At 63.0% G+C, this 24,551-nt stretch carries 20 protein-coding genes; 11 read left to right on the top strand and 9 right to left on the bottom strand.

Translation table 11 applies throughout. The annotated features are described in order from the left end of the window. Nucleotides 1-25: 25 nt before the first annotated feature. Nucleotides 26-1,225, top strand: coding sequence for a helix-turn-helix domain-containing protein (locus AN189_RS10140; RefSeq protein WP_056034975.1), 1,200 nt, complete (start codon nucleotides 26-28; stop codon nucleotides 1,223-1,225). A gap of 74 nt (nucleotides 1,226-1,299) precedes the next feature. Beyond that, the gene (ispG, locus tag AN189_RS10135; protein ID WP_056035082.1) at nucleotides 1,300-2,427 is read left to right on the top strand and encodes a flavodoxin-dependent (E)-4-hydroxy-3-methylbut-2-enyl-diphosphate synthase; all 1,128 of its coding nucleotides are present in this window, start codon (nucleotides 1,300-1,302) and stop codon (nucleotides 2,425-2,427) included. Between the two features lie 19 nt (nucleotides 2,428-2,446). Here ispG and AN189_RS10130 read toward each other — a convergent pair whose 3' ends face one another. The 3 genes from AN189_RS10130 to AN189_RS10120 form a co-directional block, all read right to left on the bottom strand. Further along, nucleotides 2,447-3,016, bottom strand: coding sequence for an RICIN domain-containing protein (locus tag AN189_RS10130; protein WP_056034972.1), 570 nt, complete (start codon nucleotides 3,014-3,016; stop codon nucleotides 2,447-2,449). A 241-nt stretch (nucleotides 3,017-3,257) separates the two neighbouring features. Continuing rightward, nucleotides 3,258-4,046: an MBL fold metallo-hydrolase gene (locus AN189_RS10125; protein WP_056034970.1), complete on the bottom strand. Its 789-nt coding sequence runs from the start codon at nucleotides 4,044-4,046 to the stop codon at nucleotides 3,258-3,260. Nucleotides 4,047-4,122: 76 nt separating this feature from the next. Further along, nucleotides 4,123-4,857 carry a DsbA family protein gene (locus tag AN189_RS10120; protein ID WP_056034966.1) on the bottom strand — a complete coding sequence of 245 codons (735 nt, stop codon included), beginning with the start codon at nucleotides 4,855-4,857 and terminating at the stop codon, nucleotides 4,123-4,125. 125 nt (nucleotides 4,858-4,982) lie between these two features. Between AN189_RS10120 and AN189_RS10115 the strand changes: the two genes are divergently transcribed. The 5 genes from AN189_RS10115 to AN189_RS10095 all read left to right on the top strand — a co-directional run bounded on the left by AN189_RS10115 (nucleotide 4,983) and on the right by AN189_RS10095 (nucleotide 12,552). Then, entirely contained in the window at nucleotides 4,983-6,116 is a 1,134-nt protein-coding gene (locus AN189_RS10115) for a pyridoxal phosphate-dependent aminotransferase (protein ID WP_056034964.1), read from the top strand. Continuing rightward, nucleotides 6,113-7,306, top strand: a complete 1,194-nt coding sequence (locus AN189_RS10110; RefSeq protein ID WP_056034960.1) for an N-acetylmuramoyl-L-alanine amidase — start codon at nucleotides 6,113-6,115, stop codon at nucleotides 7,304-7,306. Before AN189_RS10115 ends, AN189_RS10110 begins: the two co-directional genes overlap by 4 nt. Before the next feature lie 128 nt (nucleotides 7,307-7,434). Then, nucleotides 7,435-9,933: a penicillin-binding protein 1A gene (locus AN189_RS10105; protein WP_056034955.1), complete on the top strand. Its 2,499-nt coding sequence runs from the start codon at nucleotides 7,435-7,437 to the stop codon at nucleotides 9,931-9,933. A gap of 70 nt (nucleotides 9,934-10,003) precedes the next feature. Beyond that, nucleotides 10,004-11,131 carry a peptide chain release factor 2 gene (gene prfB / locus AN189_RS10100; RefSeq protein ID WP_056034951.1) on the top strand — a complete coding sequence of 376 codons (1,128 nt, stop codon included), beginning with the start codon at nucleotides 10,004-10,006 and terminating at the stop codon, nucleotides 11,129-11,131. Nucleotides 11,132-11,169: 38 nt separating this feature from the next. Then, nucleotides 11,170-12,552 (top strand): amidase, encoded by a 1,383-nt coding sequence (locus AN189_RS10095; protein ID WP_056034947.1) that lies wholly within the window; start codon nucleotides 11,170-11,172, stop codon nucleotides 12,550-12,552. Here the strand turns inward: AN189_RS10095 and AN189_RS10090 are convergent. The 5 genes from AN189_RS10090 to bcp form a co-directional block, all read right to left on the bottom strand. Then, on the bottom strand, nucleotides 12,542-13,924 hold the full coding sequence (locus AN189_RS10090) for an MFS transporter (RefSeq protein ID WP_253279597.1): 1,383 nt from the start codon (nucleotides 13,922-13,924) through the stop codon (nucleotides 12,542-12,544). The two genes, AN189_RS10095 and AN189_RS10090, sit on opposite strands and share 11 nt — an antisense overlap. Before the next feature lie 99 nt (nucleotides 13,925-14,023). Further along, nucleotides 14,024-14,539, bottom strand: a complete 516-nt coding sequence (locus AN189_RS10085; RefSeq protein ID WP_056034943.1) for a polymer-forming cytoskeletal protein — start codon at nucleotides 14,537-14,539, stop codon at nucleotides 14,024-14,026. After that, complete coding sequence (locus AN189_RS10080) at nucleotides 14,529-15,839, bottom strand: M23 family metallopeptidase (protein WP_253279596.1); 1,311 nt, start codon at nucleotides 15,837-15,839, stop codon at nucleotides 14,529-14,531. The genes AN189_RS10085 and AN189_RS10080 overlap by 11 nt, the downstream gene beginning before the upstream one ends. 160 nt (nucleotides 15,840-15,999) lie before the next feature. Further along, entirely contained in the window at nucleotides 16,000-16,791 is a 792-nt protein-coding gene (locus tag AN189_RS10075) for a ferritin-like domain-containing protein (protein WP_056034937.1), read from the bottom strand. A 17-nt stretch (nucleotides 16,792-16,808) separates the two neighbouring features. Beyond that, entirely contained in the window at nucleotides 16,809-17,276 is a 468-nt protein-coding gene (bcp, locus tag AN189_RS10070; RefSeq protein WP_056034934.1) for a thioredoxin-dependent thiol peroxidase, read from the bottom strand. Nucleotides 17,277-17,367: 91 nt separating this feature from the next. On the opposite strand from bcp, the gene AN189_RS10065 reads away from it, so the two are divergent. Together AN189_RS10065 and queA are read left to right on the top strand one after the other, a co-directional pair. Beyond that, nucleotides 17,368-20,631, top strand: a complete 3,264-nt coding sequence (locus tag AN189_RS10065; RefSeq protein ID WP_083484347.1) for a DUF3971 domain-containing protein — start codon at nucleotides 17,368-17,370, stop codon at nucleotides 20,629-20,631. Further along, nucleotides 20,628-21,689, top strand: a complete 1,062-nt coding sequence (gene queA, locus AN189_RS10060; RefSeq protein ID WP_056034928.1) for a tRNA preQ1(34) S-adenosylmethionine ribosyltransferase-isomerase QueA — start codon at nucleotides 20,628-20,630, stop codon at nucleotides 21,687-21,689. Before AN189_RS10065 ends, queA begins: the two co-directional genes overlap by 4 nt. Here queA and AN189_RS10055 read toward each other — a convergent pair. After that, complete coding sequence (locus AN189_RS10055) at nucleotides 21,679-22,251, bottom strand: peptidoglycan-binding domain-containing protein (RefSeq protein ID WP_056034924.1); 573 nt, start codon at nucleotides 22,249-22,251, stop codon at nucleotides 21,679-21,681. The genes queA and AN189_RS10055 overlap by 11 nt on opposite strands. A gap of 272 nt (nucleotides 22,252-22,523) precedes the next feature. Here AN189_RS10055 and AN189_RS10050 point away from each other — a divergent pair, with 272 nt between their 5' ends. Next, on the top strand, nucleotides 22,524-23,831 hold the full coding sequence (locus AN189_RS10050; RefSeq protein WP_056034921.1) for an MFS transporter: 1,308 nt from the start codon (nucleotides 22,524-22,526) through the stop codon (nucleotides 23,829-23,831). Between the two features lie 79 nt (nucleotides 23,832-23,910). Then, nucleotides 23,911-24,486, top strand: coding sequence for a DUF924 family protein (locus tag AN189_RS10045; protein ID WP_056034917.1), 576 nt, complete (start codon nucleotides 23,911-23,913; stop codon nucleotides 24,484-24,486). Nucleotides 24,487-24,551 lie beyond the last annotated feature (65 nt).

Here is a 24,551-nt window from a genome sequence, read left to right as displayed (position 1 = left end):
GGCAGGGCAGGCGGCGGTTAAGCATATGATCGTAAAGACTTTTCGGCGAAACAAAACGCCCGATGAGATCGAATCCAAGGGATTCGACGCATTCGACTTGCGCCTTGGCGACCTGATGCGCGGCGAGCGTGCCACCTTGGGCAAGAGCCTCTTGGACGTTCAAAGCGAGCTTAAAATCAAGGCGTCCTACATTGCCGCGATTGAAAATGCCGATCCTGCTGCCTTTGACACACCGGGTTTCATTGCCGGCTACGTGCGGTCCTATGCGCGCTATCTCAAGATGGACCCAGACTGGGCGTTTGACACATTCTGCCGTGAAAGCGGTTTTGCCACGGCCCACGGGATGTCCAAGGCGGCATCATCGACCAAACCCGCTGTCGGCACCGCAGCGCCCAATATGGGTCGTGATATCTTTGCCAGTTCGGCCACGCCATTCGTCCCACGCGGCGACCGGATGTTCACGGGTGTCGAACCCGCCGCTGTCGGGTCGTTGCTGGTGCTGGTCGCGTTGATCGGCAGTCTGGGGTGGGGCGGTTTCGCCATTCTGCAAGAGGTGCAAAAAGTGCGCCTTGCCCCTGTCGAACAAACCCCGGTCGTGCTGACTGATCTTGACCCGCTGGCCGGTGCCTCCGCATTGCCCGATACCGACATCGATGCAGCGCCCGAATTTGCCGGAACCAGCACCGAGGCGCTGGATCGTCTGTATCGCCCTCAGGCGCTCGAGGTGCCGGTCCTTGTGGCGCGGGACGCACCGATTTCGACGTTGAACCCCGGCACGATCGGCACGTTGATCCCCAATAGCGTCGATGCGGGTCTTGCGCAGGCGGTGGCCGATGCGGCTCCGACGCTCGAAACGCCGATCGGACCCTCCATTCAGGTCAGCGAAGAACCGGCCCCCGGCGTGCAGCTGGTGGCTGTGCGCCCTGCGTGGGTGCGTGTGCGCGCCGCAGACGATTCCGTCATCTTCGAGGGGATCATGAACGCGGGCGACACCTTTGCCCTGCCCAACACCGAAGAGCCCGCCACCCTGCGGGTCGGAGAAAGTGGCGCTGTGTATTTCGCCGTGAATGGCCAGCACTACGGTCCTGCCGGTCCCGCAGGCACCGTCACTTCGAACCTTGCCCTGTCCGCAGAGAGCCTGACCGCCACTTATGCGTTGGCAGACCTCGAGGCCGATGGCGATCTGGCGGCGGTGGTGAATGTCGCCGAAGTCGTGACCGAATAAACCCTGCCGGTGGTTGTCGCTGCACTGTGCAGGGATTAGGTTCTGACCAACAGTCCTGATCCGAAAGCTGCGTGATGTCGCTGAATTCAATCCGTCCCTGGCGCGAGATCGATCGCCGCAAATCCCGTCAGATCATGGTCGGCAATGTGCCGGTTGGGGGGGATGCGCCGATCAGTGTCCAGACGATGACGAATACGCTGACCACCGACGTCAAGGCGACGATTGCACAGATCCAGGCGGCCGCAGATGCAGGGGCCGACATCGTGCGCGTGTCTGTGCCCGACGAGGCATCGAGCAAGGCGCTGAAGCTGATCGTCCCAGAGGTCAGCGTGCCCATCGTGGCGGACATCCATTTCCACTACAAACGCGGGATCGAGGCGGCAGAGGCAGGGGCGGCCTGTCTGCGGATCAACCCCGGCAACATCGGTGACGAAAAGCGCGTCAAAGAGGTCATCAAGGCAGCGCGCGACCACAATTGCAGCATCCGGATCGGCGTGAACGCCGGTAGCCTTGAACGGCACCTGTTGGAAAAATACGGTGAACCCTGTCCCGATGCGATGGTCGAAAGCGGGCTGGATCATATCAAGATCCTGCAAGACAACGATTTTCATGAATTCAAGATCAGCTGCAAGGCGTCCGACGTGTTCATGGCGGCGGCGGCCTATCAGCAGTTGGCCGATGCCACCGACGCGCCCATCCATCTGGGCATCACCGAAGCCGGGGGCCTGATTTCCGGCACGGTCAAATCCGCGATCGGGATGGGCAACCTCTTGTGGGCGGGGATCGGTGACACGATCCGCGTCAGCCTGTCCGCCGATCCGGTCGAAGAGGTCAAGATGGGGTTCGAAATCCTGAAGTCCCTGGGGCTGCGCCATCGTGGCGTGAATATCATTTCCTGCCCCAGCTGTGCGCGTCAGGGATTTGACGTGATCAAGACCGTCGAGGCGTTGGAAAAACGGCTGGAGCACATCAAGACGCCGATGTCGCTGTCGATCATCGGTTGCGTGGTCAACGGCCCCGGAGAGGCGCTGATGACTGATGTGGGTTTCACCGGCGGCGGCGCGGGGCACGGCATGGTCTATCTGGCGGGCAAGCAAAGCCACAAGCAGGACAACGCCAACATGATCGAGCACATCGTCGAACAGGTCGAAAAGAAAGCCGCAGAACTGGAAGCTGCTGCCGCACAGGACGCGGCAGAGTAGTTACCGTCAGCCGTGATCGTTAATCGGTCACGGGGATGGCCCGCCACAACTGGCCGCTGACCTTTTGACAGGGGGCCATAAAGGCGGCCCCGCCCATGTCCCCACCAATGCGGTTGCCCTCCAGGCACTCGTTTTGCGGTGCGCGGAAACGGGTGGTCAGATGGAAATAGCCGTCTTGGGCAGGCATAATGCGCCAGTGTTGCCCCGAGACATTCTGACAGCGATCCATGAACGCACCGCCCCCCATCGCGCCGGCAATCTGGTTGCCTTCCAGGCATTCGTCGAAATCGGCGCGAAAACGGGTGGTTAGGCGGTAAAATCCGTCACCCACGGGCGTGGCGCGCCACATTTTTCCGGTGACAGCCCGACAAAGATCCATGAATGCCGTACCGCCACGGGCACCTGCGACGTGATTGCCCTCCAGGCATTCACCCGATAGCGCGCGAAACTGGTTTGTCAGGTAAAATGCCCCCTTTGGCAGTTGATCTGCAGAGGTTGCCGCAGGCCAGACAAGGGTCACGGTCACGGCGAGACAGCCCAGCAGGTGTCGTGAACGGCGACGGTCGCCCGTGATACCTGTCAGTTTCATGTGCGTCCTCCTCTTGGCTCGCGATGCGATCAGACCCGATGTTGCAAGGCTAGGTTCAGCGTGACGCGCCGGGCAAGCGTGATGGAAAACGACGAGCCGAATCTTGCCATATAGCAAGGGGGATTTCCGCCCATCCCGGCATAGGCACCCTGCACATCCGGCGCAGTCCGGCTGTGGTCTTGCCCATGAAAAAAGGCGCCAGATCGCTCTGACGCCTTTGTCTTGTGTTCCGGCTGATGCGTCAGGACGGCATCACGTCGCCACCATACCAGTCACCGATCCGCACCTCGATCCCGTCATCGACCAGTTCGGCAAAGGCATTGGGGTCCTGTGTGCCGCCGTCGCGGCCACGGTAGTGGTAGGGATAGACATAGGTCGGCGCGAACTCGTTCACGGCGGATGCGGCGGCCTCCATATCCATGGTGAACGGCAGGTTGTTCGACACAAAGGCCAGGTCGATTTCCGTCAACGCGCGCATCTCGGGCGTGTCCTCGGTGTCGCCGGACACGTAGATGCGGAACCCGTCAAAGCCAAGGATATAGCCGTTGTCGCGGCCTTCGGGGTGAAAGTTCAGGCGTTCCTCGGTGATGTTGTAGGCCGGGATCGCCTCGATTCCGAGGGTGTCGAACATGCCTGTTTCGCCATTGGCGATGGAGGTTGTCACAGCCTGAAGGTTTTCGGGCATCATGTCGAATACGGCGGGGTTGGCGAACATGACGGTCGCATCGGTGATGACGCCATTCAGCGTGTCCACATTGTAGTGGTCGCCGTGCTCGTGCGTGATCATCACCAGATCGGGGCGCGGGAAATTCGCATAAAGGGAGGGATCACCGACCGGATCGACGTAGATCGTGCCGACAGGCGTTTCCAGCACGATGGATGCGTGTTCGACCGGGTGGACAGTGATGTCGCCAGCTGGCGTGTTGAACACGTTGGACGTATGGGCGGCGGCCTGCGCTGCAAAAGGCAGCACGGTCATGGACCCTGCGGCCGCGCCGGAAATGAGGAATGTGCGACGTGTCGTTTTCATGTCAGTCTCCGATGTTTACGATTGAGGCTGACCTAGCGCGGCCTGATGCCGCGGCAACTGACGCAGGCGTGATCGGTCAGCTGCGCAGGTCGTCCACCAACTGTTGCAGCTGATCGGCCGGCACATAACCGCGCACCATCTGGTCGGCCACGACAAAGGTCGGCGTGCCACTGATCCGCAGCGCCTGACCCAGCGCGTGATTGTTGGCGATTACCTGCGTGACCGCATCGTCGTTCATCATGGCCGTGATTGCTTCGGTATCCAGTCCCAGCGTGTTCCCCAGCCGCACCAGCGTGTCGATATTGGGGCTGCCGTTCAATGCCATCAGCGTGTCGTGGACCGCCTTGTAGGCATCGTTCCCTGCGACCATCTTGGTCGCGATGGCAAACCGAGAGGCCAGCACCGATTCCTCGCCCAGAATCGGGAATTCCTTGACGATCAGGCGGATGTTGCCGTCGGCGGACAGCAGGGTTTCGACCTCGGGAAAGGCACGTTTGCAGTAGCCGCAACGGTAATCCATGAATTCAACGATCGTGATGTCGCCGTCCGGATTGCCGTCAACAAATGAAAACCCGTCGTTGGTCAGCGCTTCCATCTGGGACTGCACCATGGCGGCGTCGGCCTGTGCCTGCATCGCTTCTTCGCGGGCTTGCAGCACGTCGATGGCTTCCATGATGACCTCGGGGTTTTCCATGAGGTAGGCGCGCACCTCTGCCCGGAATGCATCGCGTTCTGCCTCTGACATCTGTGTCTGGGCCTGCGCGGGCAGGGCGATGGTCAGGGCGGCGAGGGCGGCAAAGGCGAGACGCATGGCATGTCTTTCGGTTAGGTTACGCGCAGCAGATGACCATAGAACCGCCCAACTGCCAAGCGCCGTGGTTGACGCAGACCAGCCTGCGCGGGCACAAGCATGGCAAAGAGCATAAAAGGTCAGGCATGAGACAATCCACCCGTGGTGACGTCGATCCCTTTATCGTGATGGACGTCATGGAATCCGCCCGCAAGGCCGAGGCCGCAGGCCGGTCGATCATCCATATGGAGGTGGGCCAACCCGGAACCGGCGCACCCGCCGCCGCACTCGCGGCGCTGAAATCGGACCTGTCGGATACGCTGGGTTATACCGTGGGCCTTGGTCTGCCGGCATTGCGGTCGCGGATCGCGCAGCACTATGGCGAGATTTACGGCATTGATCTGGACCCTGCGCGCGTTGTCGTGACGGCGGGTGCGTCGGGTGCCTTTGTGCTGGCGTTTTCGGCCCTGTTCGACAATGGCGACCGGGTGGGGCTGGGGCTGCCCTGCTATCCCAGCTACCGCCAGATCCTGCGCGCGATGGGGCTGACCCCGGCCGAAATCACGACGACACCGCAGGGGCGGTTTCAGCCACAACCGGGTGATGTGGACGGGCTGGACGGTCTGATCGTGGCCTCACCGGCCAATCCCACCGGCACGATGCTGTCGAAAACCGAACTGGCCGCATTGGCCTATGCCTGCGAAGATACGAACACCGCGCTGATCTCGGACGAGATTTATCACGGGATCGACTATGGCACCCGCGCCGTCAGCGCGCTGGAGGTCACGGATGATGTCTATGTCATCAATTCGTTTTCCAAGTATTTCTCGATGACAGGCTGGCGCGTGGGCTGGATGGTCGTGCCGGCCGATCACGTCCGCCAGGTCGAGAGACTGGCGCAAAACATGTTCATTTGTCCGTCCCACGCCTCGCAGCGACTGGCGCTGCATGCGATGGACGCGCGCCCCGAACTGGATGCCAATCTGGACGTTTACGCCGCCAACCGCGCCTTGTTGCTGGAGGGGCTGCCCAAGGCCGGTTTTGGCACCTTTGCGCCACCCGACGGGGCGTTCTACGTCTACGCCGATGTCAGCGACCATACGGACGATGCGCTGGCCTTTGCAGCCGAAATTCTGGACCGTGCGGGTGTCGCCGTCACACCGGGGCTGGATTTCGACCCGCGGGACGGCCACCGCTGGTTGCGGTTTTCCTATGCCGGATCGACAGCCGACATGGCCGAGGGATTGCGCCGCCTGACCGCATTCATGGCCGAGCGATGATCCGCGCGCTGGCGTTGCTGCTGTTGATGGCTGGCCCGCTTGCGGCGCAGGATTTCGGCGCATTGGCGCGGGTCGATCCAACACAAAGCCGGATTGCAGATGCGGGCGGCGATCTGGTGGTAGACCTGTCCCTGTCGCAACCGGTGCCCTACCGGGTGTTCACCCTCGACAATCCGATGAGGCTTGTCGTTGAATTCCGCGAGGTGGATTGGTCCGGCTTGCAGCCTGCGGACCTGTTGCGGGGCGGGCTGGCGACCGATCTGGGGTTTGGCGTGCCGCGGCCGGGGTGGTCGTCCCTGACGGTGGCCATCGCGGCACCGCTGGCATTGACCACAGCCGGGCTGCGTGTCGATGATCTGACGGGGCGTGCTGCCCTGAGCATCCGGCTGGCCCCCACCGATGCCGCCAGTTTTGCCGCGGCCACGGGCGGATCGCTGGATCGCAGCCTGCCTGCGCCCGCGCTGACCGCCCCCGATCCCGACGCGGGCCCGCCCGTCATCGTGATCGATCCCGGTCACGGCGGTGTCGATCCCGGTGCCTTGCGCGGCGGGGTCAAGGAGGCCGACCTGATGCTGGCACTGGGGATCGAGCTGGCCGACGCCCTGAACCGCACGGGCCGGTTGCGCGCGGTACTGACCCGGCAGGCCGATGACTTTGTCCCGCTGGAGGCGCGCATGACCATCGCGCGGGCGGCGCGGGCGGATGCGCTGATTTCGCTGCATGCCGATGCGCTGGACGAGGGTGGCGCGCAGGGCGCGTCGGTCTATACCCTGAGTGCCGAAGGTGTGGACCGCGCATCGCAGCGCATGGCCGAACGGCACGAACGGGGCGATTTGCTGGCTGGGCTGGATCTGACGGGGCAGGACGACCGTGTTGCAACCGTTTTGATGGACCTTGCACGGGCGCAGACACGGCCTGCATCGGATCAATTGGCCCAGGCGATCGTGGCGGGCCTGCGCCAGTCGGGCGCACGCGTGAACACCCGCGCGCGGCGCGAGGGACGATTGGCGGTGCTGAACGCTGCCGATTTCGCATCGGTCCTGGTCGAGGCGGGATTTCTGTCCGACGCAGGCGACCGCGAGACCCTGTCCACACCGCAGGGACGTGCGCCGATCGTGGCGGGGTTGACCACTGCGATCCTGGCTTGGGTCGATGCGCAGGCCGCGCGTGCACCCCTCTTGCGGCAGTAGGGCGCGACCTCATGCAGTCGTGATCCGGACGGGCGCGGAAACCGGCCGTCATCGGGTGCTTCCGCTTTTGACGTAACCACATGTCCGCCCTATAAGCGGGCAAGTTTCACACACCAAGGTAGGGTTACGTGCTGCGTTTCATCATGTCCTTTTTCGGCGCCATCTTTTCGATGGCGACACTGGGCCTTGCCATGCTGGCCGTCAGCATCGGTGCGGTGTTCTACCTGTATGGCCGCGACCTGCCGTCCTACGACACGCTGGCACAATATACGCCCAAGACGATCAGCCGGATCTATTCCGGCGAGGGCAATATCATCGACGAATTCGCCGTCGAACGCCGCCTGTTCACCCCGGCCGAGGAAATCCCCGATATCGTCAAGCAGGCGTTCATTTCCGCCGAGGACAAGAATTTCTACATCCACGAAGGTTACGATCCTGTCGGCATGGCCTCGGCCTTTGTGGATGCGGTGAAATCCCGTGGCGAGGACGTGCGCGGCGCATCCACAATCACCCAGCAGGTGATGAAAAACTTCCTGCTGGACGGATCGCGGTCGGCAGAACGCAAAATCAAGGAAATCATCCTTGCCAGCCGGATCGAGGGCGCGATGCCCAAGGAAAAGATCCTCGAACTGTATCTGAACGAGATTTTTCTGGGCAAGAACAGCTACGGCGTGACCGCAGCGGCACTGACCTATTTCAACAAGCCACTGACCGAACTGACCGTCGAAGAAGCGGCCTATCTGGCCGTCCTGCCCAAGGCCCCGTCGGATTATGACCCCGTGCGCCAATACGACCGGTCCGTGGCCCGGCGCGCATTCGTGCTGCGCGAGATGTGGGAAAACGGCTATATCGACGAAGAAACCTATCAGACCGCGCGCGTGGCCCCGCTGCGCACCGTGCAGAACGGTGATTTCGAGAGCTTTCGGTCCGAACTCCCGCCGCGTGATTATTTCACCGACGAGATCCGCCGCCAGCTCAGCCAGAACTTTGGCGAGGACGAATTTTTCTCCGGTGGTCTGGCGATCCGCGCCACGGTCGACCCGTCCTTGCAGGTCGAGGCGGCCCATGCGCTGCAACGGGCACTTGAAAACTATGACCGTGGGCAGGGGCGCTGGCGCGGCACCGGTGAAACCATTCCCGCCGATCAGCTGGACAACTGGCGCGATGCCTTGGCCGACCTCCAGGTGGCCCGCGACATCACGTTGGAAAGCCGCTGGTATCCCGCCGTGGTGCTGGACATCGCCGATCAGGAACTGACCGTCGGCGTCGAGGGCCAGCCAGAGGTCAAGTCCATCCCGCGCGAGGATATCGCGTGGATGTCGGGCGATTTCTTTGCCAACTTTGAGGTGGGTGACGTCGTCCACGTACGGCAGATGACCAATGACGCCGATGGATCGCTGATCCGCTGGACCCTGCGGCAAACCCCAGAGGTGCAGGGCGCATTCATGGCGATGGACGTGAATACGGGCCGCGTGTTGGCGATGCAGGGCGGATTTTCCTATCAGTCGTCGGTGTTCAACCGTGCAACGCAGGCAAACCGCCAGCCCGGATCCAGTTTCAAGCCGTTCGTCTATGCGGCAGCGCTTGATTCAGGCTATTCGCCCGCAACGGTGGTCGTTGACGCACCGATCGAGATCAACACCCCGCAGGGCGTGTGGCGGCCGCAGAACTATTCCAACCGGTTCTATGGCCCCACGCCGCTGCGCACGGGTATTGAGCAGTCGCGCAACCTGATGACCATCCGTCTGGCCCAGGAGGTCGGGATCGATACCGTCGGCAATTACGCCGAAAAATTCGGCGTCTATGACCGGATGAATCGCGTGCTGGCAGCCTCGCTGGGGTCCGATGAAACGACATTGTTCAAGATGGTTGCCGCCTATGCGATGTTTGCCAATGGCGGTGAACGGGTTGAACCCACGCTTGTCGACCGGGTGCAGGACCGTTTCGGCAACACCGTCTATCGTCACGATCAGCGGATCTGCGAGGATTGCGCCCTGACCAGCCTGCCGTCCGGCGAGGCCCCCACCATCACGTCAAACCGCCAGCGCGTGATGAACGAGGTGACGGCCTACCAGCTGACCTCGATGATGCAGGGCGTGGTTGATCGCGGCACAGCCAAGAATGCGATCAATCTGCCTGTGGCCATCGCAGGCAAGACCGGCACGACCAATGATGAAAAGGACGCCTGGTTCGTCGGATTTTCGTCCAATATCGCTGCGGGTTGCTACATCGGTTTCGACAACCCGCGTCCCATGGGCAAAAGCGCCTCGGGCGGCGGAATTTGCGCGCCCGTGTTCAACGCCTTCATGCGCGAGGCGATCAAGACCTATGGCGGCACGGCGTTTCGCGCCCCCCAAAGCTGTCAATTCATCAACATCGACCGTTTTACCGGCGCACGGATGCCCGACGGTGCATCGGGTGACAACATCATCGCGGAATGTTTCCGCGCTGGCGAAGAGCCGATCTTTGGCATCACCTTTGACGGTGGCTTTGCCATGGCGGCTGACCTGCCGTTGTTCGACGAGGTGCCGCAAGCGGCACGTCAGGTCACGACCTCGACCGGGGCCACGGCGACGGTCGGGCCGCGTGCTACCGCCGGCGCATTGTCGTCGGGCGGCCTATATTAACCTGCGTCGCTTGCCGACGTCAGCGGGCCGGGGTATTCCCGGCCCGATCCTATTTTGATGAGGGGCTGCCATGCGCGCCGAGACTGAAACCACCATCGCCGCCATTCAGAAATCGCTGGCACTGTTGGCGCAGCGTCTGGACTATGACACGGCTGCCCACCGGCTGGAGGAATTCAACGCCCGCGTCGAGGACCCGACCCTGTGGGACGATCCGGCAAACGCGCAGAAACTGATGCGCGAACGGCAGGTGCTGGTTGATGCGATGGACAGCTACCACAGCATTAAACAGGAATTGTCGGACAACGTCGAACTGATCGAGCTGGGCGAAATGGAAGGCGACGCCGGTGTGGTTGCCGAGGCCGAGGAGGCCCTGACTGCACTGCGCGCCAAGGCCGCCGAAAAAGAGCTGGAGGCGCTCTTGAACGGCGAGGCGGACGGCAACGATACCTTCCTTGAAATCAACGCGGGCGCGGGCGGCACCGAATCCTGTGACTGGGCCAACATGCTCAAGCGCATGTACATTCGCTGGGCCGAGAAAAAGGGCTACAAGGTCGAATTGCAGTCCGAAAGCCAGGGCGAAGAGGTCGGCATCAAATCGACCGCGCTGAAAATCAGCGGCCCGAACGCCTATGGCTGGCTGAAATCCGAATCCGGTGTGCACCGTCTGGTGCGGATCAGCCCCTACGATTCCGCAGCCAAGCGGCATACGTCGTTTTCGTCGGTCTGGGTCTATCCGGTCGTCGATGACAACATCGAAATCGAGGTGAACCCATCCGATATCCGCATCGACACCTACCGGTCGTCGGGGGCGGGCGGTCAGCACGTGAACACCACGGATTCGGCGGTGCGGATCACCCATGAACCGACCGGCATCGTCGTGACCAGCTCGGAAAAATCCCAGCACCAGAACCGTGATATCGCGATGAAGGCGCTGAAATCCCGCCTGTATCAGATCGAACTGGACCGCCGGAACGCAGCGATCAACGAGGCGCATGAAAACAAGGGCGACGCGGGCTGGGGCAACCAGATCCGGTCCTACGTTTTGCAGCCTTACCAGATGGTCAAGGACCTGCGCACCCGCTACGAGACGTCGGATACCTCGGGCGTGCTGGACGGCGATCTGGATGGTCTGATGGCGGCGACACTGGCGATGGATGTCAGCGGTAAATCCCGCGCCGAAGCGACGGCAGAGGACTGAACCTTGCCAATCCTGACCCGGCAGGGTCAGGTGGCGGCATGGACCATATACTTGACCAGGATGCACTGTCGCTGTCCGCAGCCTTGGCCGATGGCCAGCTGACGGCCGAACAGGTGATGCAGGCAACGCTTGACCGGATTGCACGGCGCAACCCGGATCTGAATGCCATCGTCGCCCTGCGCGATGCCGACGATTTGCTGGCCGAGGCGCGCGCGGCGGACAACGTCCCGCGCAAGGGCTGGCTGCATGGCATTCCCATCGCGGTCAAGGATCTGTCCAATGCCGCAGGTCTGCCCACGTCCATGGGGTCGCCCGCCTTGGCCGGGCGCGTTGCGAAAACATCCGACATCATGGTGCAGCGGATGCAGGACGCCGGTGCCATCGTGATCGGCAAGACGAATACCCCGGAATTCGGTCTGGGCAGTCACACCTTTAATCCGGTGTTTGGTGCGACGCAGAACGGATTGCGGCGCGGACGCAGTGCCGGGGGATCATCCGGCGGTGCCGCCGTTGCGCTGTCGTCCCGCATGATCGCAGTGGCGGACGGGTCCGACATGATGGGCAGTCTGCGCAACCCCGCGGGCTGGAACGGTGTTTACGGCATGCGCCCGACATGGGGGCTGGTCCCGTCGGAACCCGCTGGCGACAGTTTCCTGCATCAGTTGTCCACCAATGGCCCCATGGCGCGCAGCCCTGCCGATCTCTCTGCCTTGCTGGCCACGCAGTCGGGCCATGATCCACGCCAGCCGCATGGTTTGCCAGCCTATGTGCATGGCAGCCTGGACGCCGATCTGACGGGGCGCCGCATCGGCTGGCTGGGTGACTGGGGCGGGGCCTACCCGATGGAGGACGGTGTGCTGGATCATTGTGCAACGCAAATCCATCGCATGTCGGATCTGGGCTGTTCGGTGATGCAGATTACCCCACCGTTTGATGCAGCAGCACTCTGGGACAGTTGGATCACACTGCGCAGCTTTGCTATCGCGGGCAGCCTCGGGTCACTTTACGACAATGCCGCCACCCGTGACGCCCTCAAACCCGAGGCGATCTGGGAAATCGAACGGGGCCGCGCCCTGTCGGCGCGCGACATCCAGCGTGCCAGTAACATCCGGTCTGATTGGTTTCGTGCGGCGGCACGTCTGTTTGATCGGGTGGATGCGGTGGTGCTGCCCACGGCGCAATGCTGGCCGTTTCCGCTGGACTGGACCTGGCCCCGGGATATCGCGGGGGTCACGATGGACACCTACCACCGCTGGATGGAGGTCGTGGTCCCTGCGTCGCTGATCGGCCTGCCAGCCGTCGCGGTGCCGCTGCCACAGACCGCGGCGGGGGAACCGATGGGCCTGCAATTCATCGGGCGCGCCCGTGATGATCGCCGGTTGCTGGAACTGGCACAGGGCTGGCACCGGATCAACGCCTGACCAGCAGTGCCGCTATGATGGCCGACAGCGCCGCCAGCCCGGATGCCCCCCAAGCAATCAAGGCGAACCCGCTGTTCATCGCGTCCAGATGGCCGGGCAGGGTGGATACCTCGCCAAAGCTGGCGGGCCCGCCGTTGATCGCATAGCCGATGGCCACGACCGACGACATCGCCGCCACGGCGATCAACCCTGCGATCCGGCTGACAGCGTTGTTGATCCCCGATGCAATCCCGTCGCGTCCCGGACCTGCCGCGCCCATGATGCTGGCAGACAGGGGAGCTACGACCATGCTCATGCCCAGTCCGACGACCCCCATGGTCGGCAAAACCCCCAGCCAGAAATTCTGGGACGGGATCACCAGTGCAAGGCCCGCATAGCCGACCGCGACCAGCGCTGATCCGCCGGTGATCAGGGGACCGGCACCGTGCTGGTCCGCCATCTTGCCGAACCGGGTGGAAAACGCCGCGATGAACAAGGTGATCGGCCCAAAGGCAAAGATCGTCTGAAAGGCCGTCAGACCCCAACCCGCCACGGTGAGCATCGGCAAGAAGAACAGGATCGCCGACATGCCGAAATACAATAGAAAGGTCGACGCATTCGCCGCCGAAAACGTCCGGTTGCGGAACATCCACAGCGGCATCATCGGGGCCGCTGCGCGACGTTGCTGGGCCAGAAACACCGCGAGGACCAGACAGCCTGCCACGCCGGTCAGGACCGTCAGGCGGGTGTCATTGCTCCCCTCCAGATGGGTCAGTGTCCAGGCCAGCAGGCCCAGTCCGGTGATCGCCAGCACCGCGCCCGCGATATCGACCGGTTCGCCCTGGCGGCGCGGGTCGGCATTGACCGCCCGCCAGACCAGAAACAGCGTCGCAAGGCCAAGCGGCAGGTTGATCGCAAAGATACCGCGCCAGGCCTCTGGGGCACCGGACGAAAGCAAAAGCCCGCCTACGATCGGCCCCGCAGCAGTTGTCAGGCCCGATGCTGCGGCCCAGATGCCGATTGCGCGTCCGCGCTGTTCGCGGGGGTAGGCCCGCGAAATCATGGCCAATGAGCCCGGCACCATCAGGGCTGCACCCACGCCCTGGGCCAATCGTGCGACGATCAGCAGGTCCGGGGTCGGTGCCACAGCGCAGAGAAGCGAGGTCATCAGGAACAACCCGACACCAAGCGAGAAGACCCGCGCCAGACCGAACCTGTCTCCATAGGCCCCACCGGTCAGGATGAGGGCCGACAATGTCAGCATATAGGCGTTGTTGATCCAGGTGGCCTGATCAAGCGTCGCACCAAGCGATGCGCGAATCGCGGGAATGGCAATACTGACGACCGTGCCGTCGATGAACCCCATCGACGAAGCCAGGACACCCGCAGCCAAAATCCAGCCACGTCTGCCATCTCGCGCAAAGTCCGGCACGAAAACGGGCCGCGTCCGATAAGACGTGGCCCGTGAGGGATCATGATCCTGCGTCAAGGATCAGCTTTTGTCGGCGTCCCCGGATGCACCCTTGGGCGCAGCGGTCGGCATTTTCGCAGCCTTGCCACCGGCAGCCAGGGGGTCGTCCTGACGCTGAACCGAGCCTTCGAAGTGGGCACCGGATTCGATGGCGATTGTCTTGTGGATGATGTCACCCTCGACACGGGCTGTCGATGTCAGGCGCACCTTCAGACCGCGCACGCGACCGATGATGCGGCCATGAATAACGATATCGTCGCCGATCACTTCGCCTTTGACGGTGGCGCCTTCGCCGACGGTCAGCAGGTGGGCATGCACGTCACCCTCGACCTGACCTTCGATCTGCACATCACCGCTGGTTTTCATGTTGCCGGTGACCAGCAGGTCGGACGACAGGATGGATGCCGGCGGCTTGGCCTTGGCGGGGGTGGGCGATTTGTAATCGCTGCTGGACGACGCTGGTGCGGGGCTTGCAGGTGCAGGCGCGGCGGTGTCGGCCTTGGGGCCAGGTTCGTTGATCTTGGATTTAGAAAACATCTTGTCCCGCTCTTATGTAGGTCATCGGATTGACGGGTGTGCCACCCACGCGCACTTCGTAATGCAGATGGGAACCAGTAGACCGTCCTGAATTGCCCATATCACCGATCCGCTCACCGCGCGAGACCCTTTGACCGACCTTCACACGCATCGCGGAGAGGTGAGCATAGCGCGTCTCGATCCCGAACTCGTGCTGGATCTTGATCAGGCGACCGTAGCCGGACGACCAGCCAGCGTTCGTGACCACGCCATCGGCCGTCGCATAGATCGGTGTGCCCACGGGGGCCGCGAAATCGGTGCCCGCATGCAGGCGTCCCCAACGCTGACCAAAGCCTGAGGTAAAGCGGTAGGCCGCCTTGACCGGGGTATCGAACGGCGCCTTTTCGGCGGCGATGCGATACAGGTTGATTTCGTCCAGGCGGTTCAGGATGCCGTTGGCGCGTTCGGCGTTCGGATCGGGCGCACCGCCGCGGGTCGAGAACGACAGCGGTGTCAGAGGACCGCCGGACCCGGAATAGCCGCGGCGCACTTGGCTGATCATGTTGTCGGGGTTCATGCCAGCCGCGCGGAACATCTTGTCCAGCGGCTCGACAGATACCGTCATCGCGTCTTCGAGTTGGCGGAAGATGTCGTCGTTGCGGTCCTGCAAGAGCCGCAGTTCCAGCTGCGTTTCCGCAGCGCTGTCCAGTGCGAACTGCGCGTCGGCGGCGATCTTGTCGCGCTCTGCGGCGGTTTCGGCCAGCGCGGATGCCAGCAGATCAACGGTGCTGTCGGCCTGTGCGGACATCACCGCACCGGCGGCGGCGGATCCTGGCTCGGCGGCCAGCTGTTCCAACTCGAGGCGGGTTGCCTTGACGTCCTGCATGGTGTCGCGCAGCGTCGCCTGCACCACGTCCAGACCGGTTTCCAGCTCGCGGCGCTTGTCTTCGGTTTCCAAAAGCGCGCTTTGCATGATCGAGATCTGTTCAAGCGCGGAGCTGAACCGCTGCTGTGCCGCGACAGCCTCGGCGGCGCGGGCATCGCGTTCGGTCGAAAGGGCGTTCAGGCGCTGTTCATAGATGATCTGATCACGCTGGGCCTGCGCGCGGAAATTGCCGGCCCCGATACTGTCCATCAGGATCACGGCGGTCGATATGATGGACCAGCCGACAAGGAGCGATGCAACGCTCCACCCGACGAGCTGGTGAGAAGGACGCAGACGAATGAAACGGGTTTCGGTGTCCGAGCGAATAAAAAGCCGCTTTTCCGGAAATCTCTTTTCAAGCCGTGTGTGCACGGCCATCGCCAAACGTGATCTCACGCGTCTCTCCCTACCTGTCCCACGGCGCAGCTGCCTGTATTGTTTTTTGCCGCGTCAAGATCGTTTACAAAGACTGACGCATCGGAGCAACGCTTTTGGTAAAATTAAGTGACGATTAGATTTCTTGGGCAAGAATACGCCGAAGTCGCGCGAATCTGCATCATGATCCAGCCGCCAATGGCCAATAGAAATCCGGCGGCATCCCTGATTCCGCACGCTTTTCTTCGTTGAATGGTGGTTTCAGCGCGCCGTGGAAATAGCGCCTGACCAAGCCGTGGAATACGGGCGTCGGATCGCGGTTGTCGCGCCCGCAAAGAAAGTTGAACCATTTTGACCCGTAGGACACATGGTGGACCTCTTCGGCGTAGATCACGTTCAGGGCTGCGACCGTGTCCTTGTCGCCTGCGCGTTTGAAAACCTCGATCATGTTCGGCGTCACATCCAGACCGCGCGCCTCGAGCACCATCGGAACCACGGCAAGACGGCCCAGCAGGTCATCGGCTGTGTCTTCGGCCGCGCGCCACATGCCCGCATGGGCGGGCAAGGCCCCGTAATGCGAACCCTGCGCCTCAAGTCTGTCGCACATCAGATTGAAATGCTTGGATTCTTCGTCAGCGGCCTTGACCCAGTCGTCGTAGAAACCGATGGGCATGGCCGTGTCGGAAAACCGCGCGATGATGTCCCAGTGCAGATCCACCGCGTTCAGTTCGATATGCGCAACCGCATGCAGCAAGGCCAGCCGCCCTTCCGGAGAGCCGGGTTTGCGCTGGGGCACATCGCGCGGATCAAGCAGGTCTGGCCGGGCGGGGCGGGCCGGCTGGTCGGGCGGCGCTGCCCGGCCAATGGCAATGGGCGTGCCTGCAGCCCGCGCCGCCCGCCATGTCGCTGCATGTGCATGACTGACTGCCGTCTTGGCGCGACCGTCGGCGGTTGTCAGGACCTCGACCGCCATCTGTGCGAGTGTGAGGGTCACAGGGCCTGCGCCGCGTTGAGGACGGCATCGACGTGGCCGGGCACCTTGACCTTGGGCCAGACCTGCGCAATCCGGCCTTCGGTATCGATCAGGAAAGTTGCCCGTTCGATCCCCATGAAGGTCTTGCCGTACATCTGTTTTTCGCCCCAGACGCCATAGCGTTCACAGACATCGCCTTCGGCATCGGACAGCAGCACCACGCTCAGATTGTGCTTGTCGCGGAACTTGTCGTGTTTTGCGACGGTGTCCTTGGAAATGCCCAGAACAACCGTGTTGGCGGCCGCGAAATCGGATGCCCGTTCGGTAAATCCCACAGCCTCCTTGGTGCAGCCGGGCGTGTCGTCGCGCGGGTAGAAATAGACGACGACCTTTTGTCCTGCATATTGCGCAAGTGTTACCGTCTCACCACCGTCGCGTGGCAGGCTGATTTCAGGTGCGTTATCACCGGGGGCAGGTTGTGACATATGTGTGATCCTTCAGCAGTGGGCCCGGGCGCGGGGTTTCGCTTTGCGCCATCTGCGGCGAAACTAACGCGGTGAGGCGGACAGGCAAACCATGACAGACCCCGAAACAGCGACAATCCCGCGCAGGCGGATGCCGTCCCGCGGCATCAGGGCGCTGTTGTGGCTGTTCGTGCTGCCGTTTCTGTTGCTGTTTGTGGCCGGAATTGCGGTGCTGGACCGCGACATCACAGCCCCTGCATGGGTACGCGACCGGGTCGAATCGCGTGCCGCCGAGGTGCTGGGCGGCGGGACGCTGCATTTTGGCGATATCTATTTGCGCGTGGGACGTGATCTGCATCCGCAGATATGGCTGATGGATACGGTGCTGCGCGATGGCAGGGGGCAGGTGCTGGCCGAGGTCGACCGGATCGCAGCTGGCTTGTCCCCAAGAGGCGTGCTGTTCGAACGGGCGGCACTGGTGCAGCGGATCGCGCTGACGGGGACGCAGGTATCGGTCCGGCGTGACGCGGATGGTGCGTTTCAATTCGGATTTGACCGCCCCGGTGGCAACGGCGCGTTGTTGGCCGACGGTCTGGGCGGATTGGTGGCGCAGCTTGATGGGTTGCGCGAACGTCCGGCCTTTGCCGCGCTCGAAGGGGTGACGCTGGACGGTGTGGCGATGACCTATCGCGACGCGCGGGCCGATCGGGTCTGGACCGTGGACGACGGGCGGTTCGATCTGCGTTTGACGGCGGCGCGCACGACGGCCGCGCTTGCGGTCGCGCTAGCGGGGGATGCGGGAACAGCGCAGGTCGACTTGGCGCTGGACAGTCCGCGTGACAGTCTGGCTGCCGATATCAGCGTATCCGTGCGCGACCTGCCGGCGCGTGATCTGGCCAGCCAGTCAGCGGCGCTGGCCGTTCTGGACGCGCTGGATGCACCCGTATCCGCGCAACTGACGACTGCGCTTGATGCAGATGGGGTTTTGGCCCCGCTTGCCGTGACCTTGTCCGTTGGCGCTGGTGAAATTACAGGCGGGCCGGTTCCGCTGCCGGTGGATTCCGCCACGATCGTGGGCCGCTATGATCCCGAGGCCCAAAGGGTCGCGGTCGATGCGCTGTCGCTTGCATCTGCGTCCACAAGGTTTACCGCCCAAGGACACGTTCTGTTACAGGATTTCCGCGCGGGGCTGCCGCGCAGTTTCGTGATGCAATTGGTTGCGACCGAAATCGCGCTGAACCCGCGCGGGGTCTATGACGAACCCCTGCCGCTTGCGCGGGCGGATATCGACATGCGTCTGCGGCTTGCCCCCTTTCGTCTGGATATCGGGCAGGTCACGGTGACCGATCCGGCCATCACTGCGCAGGCTGCGATGACGGTGGCGGCTACGGCGCAAGGCTGGACCTCGCGTCTGGATATCGCGGCGGATCGCCTGACACCCGAGGCGCTGATGCGGGTCTGGCCGGAACAGGTCCGACCGGGCACACGTCGCTGGATTGCCAACAATATCGACGGTGGCACCCTGCAGGATGTGAACCTTGGGTTGCGGTTGCTGCCCGAAGCGGCACCCGTTCTTGCGGCCAGTTTCGGGTTCGAGGGCGCGCGGGTGCGCTATCTGCGCGATAATCCCTGGATCGAGGATGCGGCGGGTTTTGCCAGTCTGGGACAGGACCGGTTTGCGCTGTCGGTTTCCGCCGGTCGGGTGGTTGCCCCGCAAGGAGGGGCCGTCAGCGTGGCAGGGTCCACGCTGGTCATTCCCGATCTGGCAGAGAAACCGGCACGCCTCGACATCGACCTGCGCACCGACAGCACGGTGACGGCGGCGCTGTCGCTGTTGTCGCAGCCACCGCTGCGGTTGATGGACCGGGCGAACCTGCCTGTGACATTGGCAGACGGCCGCGCGGCGGTGCGCGCCGCAATTGGCCTGCCCATCCGGGACGGCGTGCGTGGGCCGGACGTGTCTTATGAGGCAACGGCGGTGCTGACGCGCATTGGCAGCGATGTGCTGGTGCCAAACCGCAGGCTGACAAGCAGCCGGCTGGAGGCCGAAATCGGGCCCGATGGTCTGATCCTGACCGGCCCGGCCAGTCTGGACGGTGTGGCGCTGCGCGGGGTCTACCGGCAGGGGTTCGGCCCCTCTGGCGCGCGACCGCAGATCACGGCGGATGTCACGATCACGCCCGGCGCGTTGCAGACCTTTGGTATCGGTTTGCCGCCCGGTGCCGTCCGCGGTCGCGGCCTGGCACGTATCGACCTGACCCTGCCTCGGGACAGCCCGCCACGCCTGCGCCTGACATCGGACCTGGCCGGTGTCGGCCTGTCCGTGCCCGCGATCAACTGGATCAAACCCGAGGCGACATCAGGCAGCCTGGCACTGACCGCGACACTGGGTGCCTCACCGCAGGTCGAGGACATCAGCCTCGAGGCGCCGGGCTTGCGGGCCACGGGCACCGTATCATTGGCGCAAGGCCAGTTGCAGGCGGCGCGATTTGACCGGGTGCGGGTCGGCAATTGGTTCGACGGGCCTGTCACCCTGACCGGACGCGGGGCCGGGCGGGCCGTTGGTGTGACCATCTCGGGCGGGGTGCTGGATCTGTCGCGCGCCCAGCTGGGCGGCGGGTCCGGTGGCGGGCAGGGCGGTCCGATCGACGTGACGCTGAACCGGCTCGATATTGCGGGGGGGCTGGCGCTGACCGGGTTCCGTGGCCGCTTTGACACGACCGGCGGGCTGACAGGCCGTTTCGACGGACAATTCAACGGGCAGGCCCCCGTGACCGGAGAGGTGACGCCGACGGGCGGTCGCACAGCCGTGCGTATCGCGGCAACGGATGCCGGCGCGGTGCTGCGCGCGGGCGGGTTCATGCAAGGGGCGCTGGGTGGCAATCTGGACCTGACATTGGTCCCGGCCCCGGAACGGCGCGCCTATGACGGCACACTCGCGATCCGCGATTTGCGGGTGCGGGACGCGCCGGGTGTCGCCGCATTGCTGGATGCCATCAGCGTTGTCGGCCTGTTGCAGCAGCTGGACGGTCAGGGGTTGTCGTTCGATACGGTGGATGCAGCGTTTCGGTTGACCCCCGATGCGATCACCGTGACACAATCCAGCGCGGTTGGACCGGGACTTGGCATTTCGCTGGATGGAATTTACACGCTGGCGTCAAAGCAGGTGGCGTTCCAAGGCGTCGTCTCGCCGTTTTACATCCTTAACGGGATCGGCAGTTTCCTGACCCGCAGGGGCGAAGGTCTGATCGGTTTCAATTTCAACCTTGCGGGAACGGCGGCGGCCCCACAGGTCACGGTCAATCCGCTGTCATTGTTCACGCCGGGCATGTTCCGCGAGATTTTTCGCCGCCCGCCACCACAGGTAAGCCGATGAAACTGTCTGATTTCGATTTCGACCTGCCCGAGGATCTGATCGCCACCCGTCCTGCGCGTCCGCGGACGTCGGCACGGCTGCTGGTGGCGACACCTGAACGACTGGACGACCGCCGGGTCAGTGATCTCGTCGATCTGCTGCAATCCGGCGACCGCCTTGTGCTGAACGATACAAAGGTGATCCCGGCGCGGCTGACCGGCACGCGCAGCCGTACCGGCGAGGCGGGCGAGACGTCGGCGCGGATCGAGGTCACGCTGCTGGCCCCGCAGGCCATCGGCTGGACAGCACTGGTCAAACCACTGAAAAAGGTGCGCGACGGCGAGGTGATCGTGTTTTCCGACACGCTGCGGGCCCGTGTGCTGGGACGTGCCGACGGGCAGGCGCATCTGGAATTCGACCTGACGGGCAGCGATTTCGACAAGGCTCTCGATCAGGCAGGACAGATGCCGCTGCCTCCCTACATTGCCGCCCTGCGCCCCGCCGACGAGGCGGACCGCACGGATTACCAGACGGCCTGGGCCCGGACCTCGGGTGCTGTGGCTGCACCGACCGCGTCACTGCATTTCGACGATGCCTTGTTGCAGGCGCTTCGCGACAAGGGGGTGCAGTTCACCTATGTCACCCTGCACGTCGGTGCAGGCACGTTCCTGCCGGTCAAGGTCGACGATATTGCGCAGCACAAGATGCACGCCGAATGGGGCGAGGTCACGGCCGAGGCGGCAGATCAGATCAATGCGACCCGAGCGGGCGGTGGCCGGATCATTCCTGTGGGCACGACCGCGCTGCGTCTGATCGAGACGGCAGCCACCGATGACGGGGTTCAGCCGTGGACGGGCGACACCGACATTTTCATCACGCCGGGGTTCAAATTGCGTGCAGCCGATGCGCTGATGACAAATTTCCACCTGCCGAAATCCACGCTGATGATGCTGGTTTCGGCGGTCATGGGGGTCGACCGCGTGCGCGACATCTACGCGCACGCGATCGCAGAGCGTTACCGCTTTTTCTCTTATGGGGATTCGTCGCTGTTGTTGCCGGGTGGCGATCCTAGCGGTTGAACAGGCGCAGCAGCGTGCGCTGATCCGGCAGACCCGTCGGGTCAAGCGCGTTGTCGGTCTGAAAGGCGCTGATCGCCTCGGTCAGTCCCGCATCGCCGTCGGCCACGTCGTAATCCAGCGCCGTCAACGCATCGCGCACGCCCTGCGCCACGGCGGCATAGATCTGGGCGGTGTTTTCGCCTGCGGTCAGGGTGAGGGGCTCACTGGCCTCGGTCAGTTTGACTGGGTCCAACTGCTGGATCAGGCGGCGTAGCGCCTCGAAAAAGGGTACATCGGGGTTCTGGCGGCAATACGTGCCGACCTGGGCGAGGATCAGGCTCTCTGATTGCCAGGGGGTCATGTCGAATGTGCCCGGTGTCAGCGCGTTGGTCGCAGTCAGATATCCCGATGCCCAGCTGCCAAAGCCTGCGACCAGTGCGGTGTCGCCCGCATCGTTCGCGGCGACCAGAACCGAACACCGCCCGACGCCGATCCCGTCAACGGCAAACCTGTTTTCGCTGTCGGCCGCCATGGCGGTCAGCGGGGCAAGGGCGGTGATCAGGGTCAGGCTGCGCAGTAACATCTGGTGGCTCCGTCGTTCTGTGTGATGCGTTCGGCTGTGCCCTAACGGATTGTAGGTTGGCGGAACAGGCACCGCGCGCGGATCAGCGATCAACCGCCTGCAACCTCTGGCACAATACGACCCCTCAAATGCGACTTGCGACACGGGCCGGCAAAAACACGCAAACTGTCACGCAGCCTTTGCCACAATCTGTTGCAAAGTGTTGACAACCTTCGCCATGACGGCGACGGGGGCACTTGACTGACTGCGTCACTGCTTGAAAGGGCCGCGCCATGATCAACGTATTCACCTCGTCCTGGGCGCTGTTCCTGGGCATGTTTATGCTGATGATCGGTAACGGTTTGCAAGGCACGCTGCTGGGTCTGCGCGGCGAAATCGAAGGTTTCAGCACGCTGCAGATCTCGATCGTGATGTCGGGCTATTTCATGGGGTTTCTGTTCGCCTCGAAAACGGTGCCCGAACTGATCCGCAGAGTTGGTCACGTGCGGGTCTTTGCGGCACTTGGATCGACCATCTCGGCTGTGCTGATCCTGTATCCCGTGCTGGCCGATCCGATTTCCTGGACAGTTGGCCGTGTGGTGATCGGGTTCTGTTTCTGCGGCGTCTATGTCACCGCCGAAAGCTGGCTGAACGATGCCTCCTCGAACGAGACGCGCGGGCAGGCGCTGTCGCTGTACATGATCGTGCAGATGGCGGGCATCGTCAGCGCGCAGTTCATCATCACGCGCGGCGATGTGTCAGGCTATACGCTGTTCATCGTGTCCAGTGCGCTTGTGTCCATGGCCTTTGCGCCGATCCTGTTGTCGATCAAACCGATGCCGGCCTTTGGCCGCACCAAGCCGATGAAGGTCACGCAGTTGATCCGCACGTCGCCGCTGGCCTGCGTCGGCATGTTCCTGCTGGGTGGCGTGTTTTCGGCACAGTTCGGCATGTCGGCGGTTTACGGCGCGCGGGCGGGGTTCAGCGTCGCGCAGATTTCGCTGTTCGTGTCCGGCATCTACACGGCGGCGCTGATTGCCCAGTATCCCATTGGCTGGCTGTCGGACCGTCTGGACCGGCGTATCCTGATTATCGGTGTCGCCTTTGTCGGTGGCTTTGGGTCGCTGATCGCCGGTTTTTTCCCGGCCTCCTACACACTCGCTTTGTTGTCGGGGGCGCTGGTGGGCGGGACATCCAACCCGCTGTATGCGCTGTTGATTGCCTATTGCAACGACTACCTCGAACGCGAGGATATGGCCGCTGCATCGGGTGGTTTGCTGTTCGTGAACGGCGTGGGCGCGATCCTGGGACCTGTCATCCTAGGCTATATGCTGGATATGATCGGACCCGCAGGATACTGGCTTTTCCTCGCGTTCCTGATGATCGTGATGGGTGCCTACGGTCTGGTGCGGATGGTTCAGCGTGAACGAAGCGCCGAGGAATTCGATCAGGTAAGCTATTCCGCGCTGAGCCCGTCGACGACACCGATCGTCACCGAGATGGCGCAAGAGGTTTACATCGAAAACGAGGAAACCGCCGCCGAGGACGCCATCGCCGAAAACAGCGAAGACGACACAACCGCGACACCCTCGGTCAACTGAGGCTTGCGCGGCGCGCGCGGATTTGCTTGGGTCTGGAACACTTTGGCCCCAAATTGTGCCTGCGCGGAGGGCGTTTAAGATGATTACACCACAGGATGTGTTGCGGTTCTGGCTCGAGGAATGCGACCCGGCGGATTGGTACCGACAGGACGATGCGCTGGATGCCAAGATCCGCGAGACGTTCATGGATCGCTGGCAAGAGGCCGAGGACGGCGGGTTGGGCCTGTGGCTGACATGCCCGTCAGAGGCGCTTGCCTATATCATTTTGACCGATCAGTTCCCGCGCAACATGTTTCGCGGTGACGGACGGTCCTTTGCGACTGACCATTTGGCGCGGTCGGCGGCAAAAATGGCAATCGACCGCGATTGGGATCTGCGGATCGACCCGCCGGCCCGCCAATTCTTTTATCTGCCGCTGATGCATTCGGAAAACCTGACGGACCAGGATCGGGCCGTTCGGCTACTGCATGCGCGGATGCCGGAGGGCGACAATGGTGTGCACGCGCAGGCGCACCGCGAGGTAATCCGTGAATTCGGTCGGTTCCCGTATCGCAATGCAGCACTTGATCGCGCCAGCACCAAGGCAGAGGTCGATTACCTGGCCAACGGCGGCTATGGTCTGACCTTGCGTAAGCTTCAGGCGGACCAGGCCTGAAACTTCGGGTTGCCCTTGGCCACGAGGGTCATATAGTTGGGTCAGGACATTTAGTTCAACGTTAA

This window comes from Loktanella sp. 3ANDIMAR09 (assembly GCF_001420005.1).
Lineage (GTDB): Bacteria > Pseudomonadota > Alphaproteobacteria > Rhodobacterales > Rhodobacteraceae > Loktanella.
The sequence above is the reverse complement of the archived record's forward strand: the minus strand, read 5'-3'. Positions and strand labels throughout refer to the sequence as shown.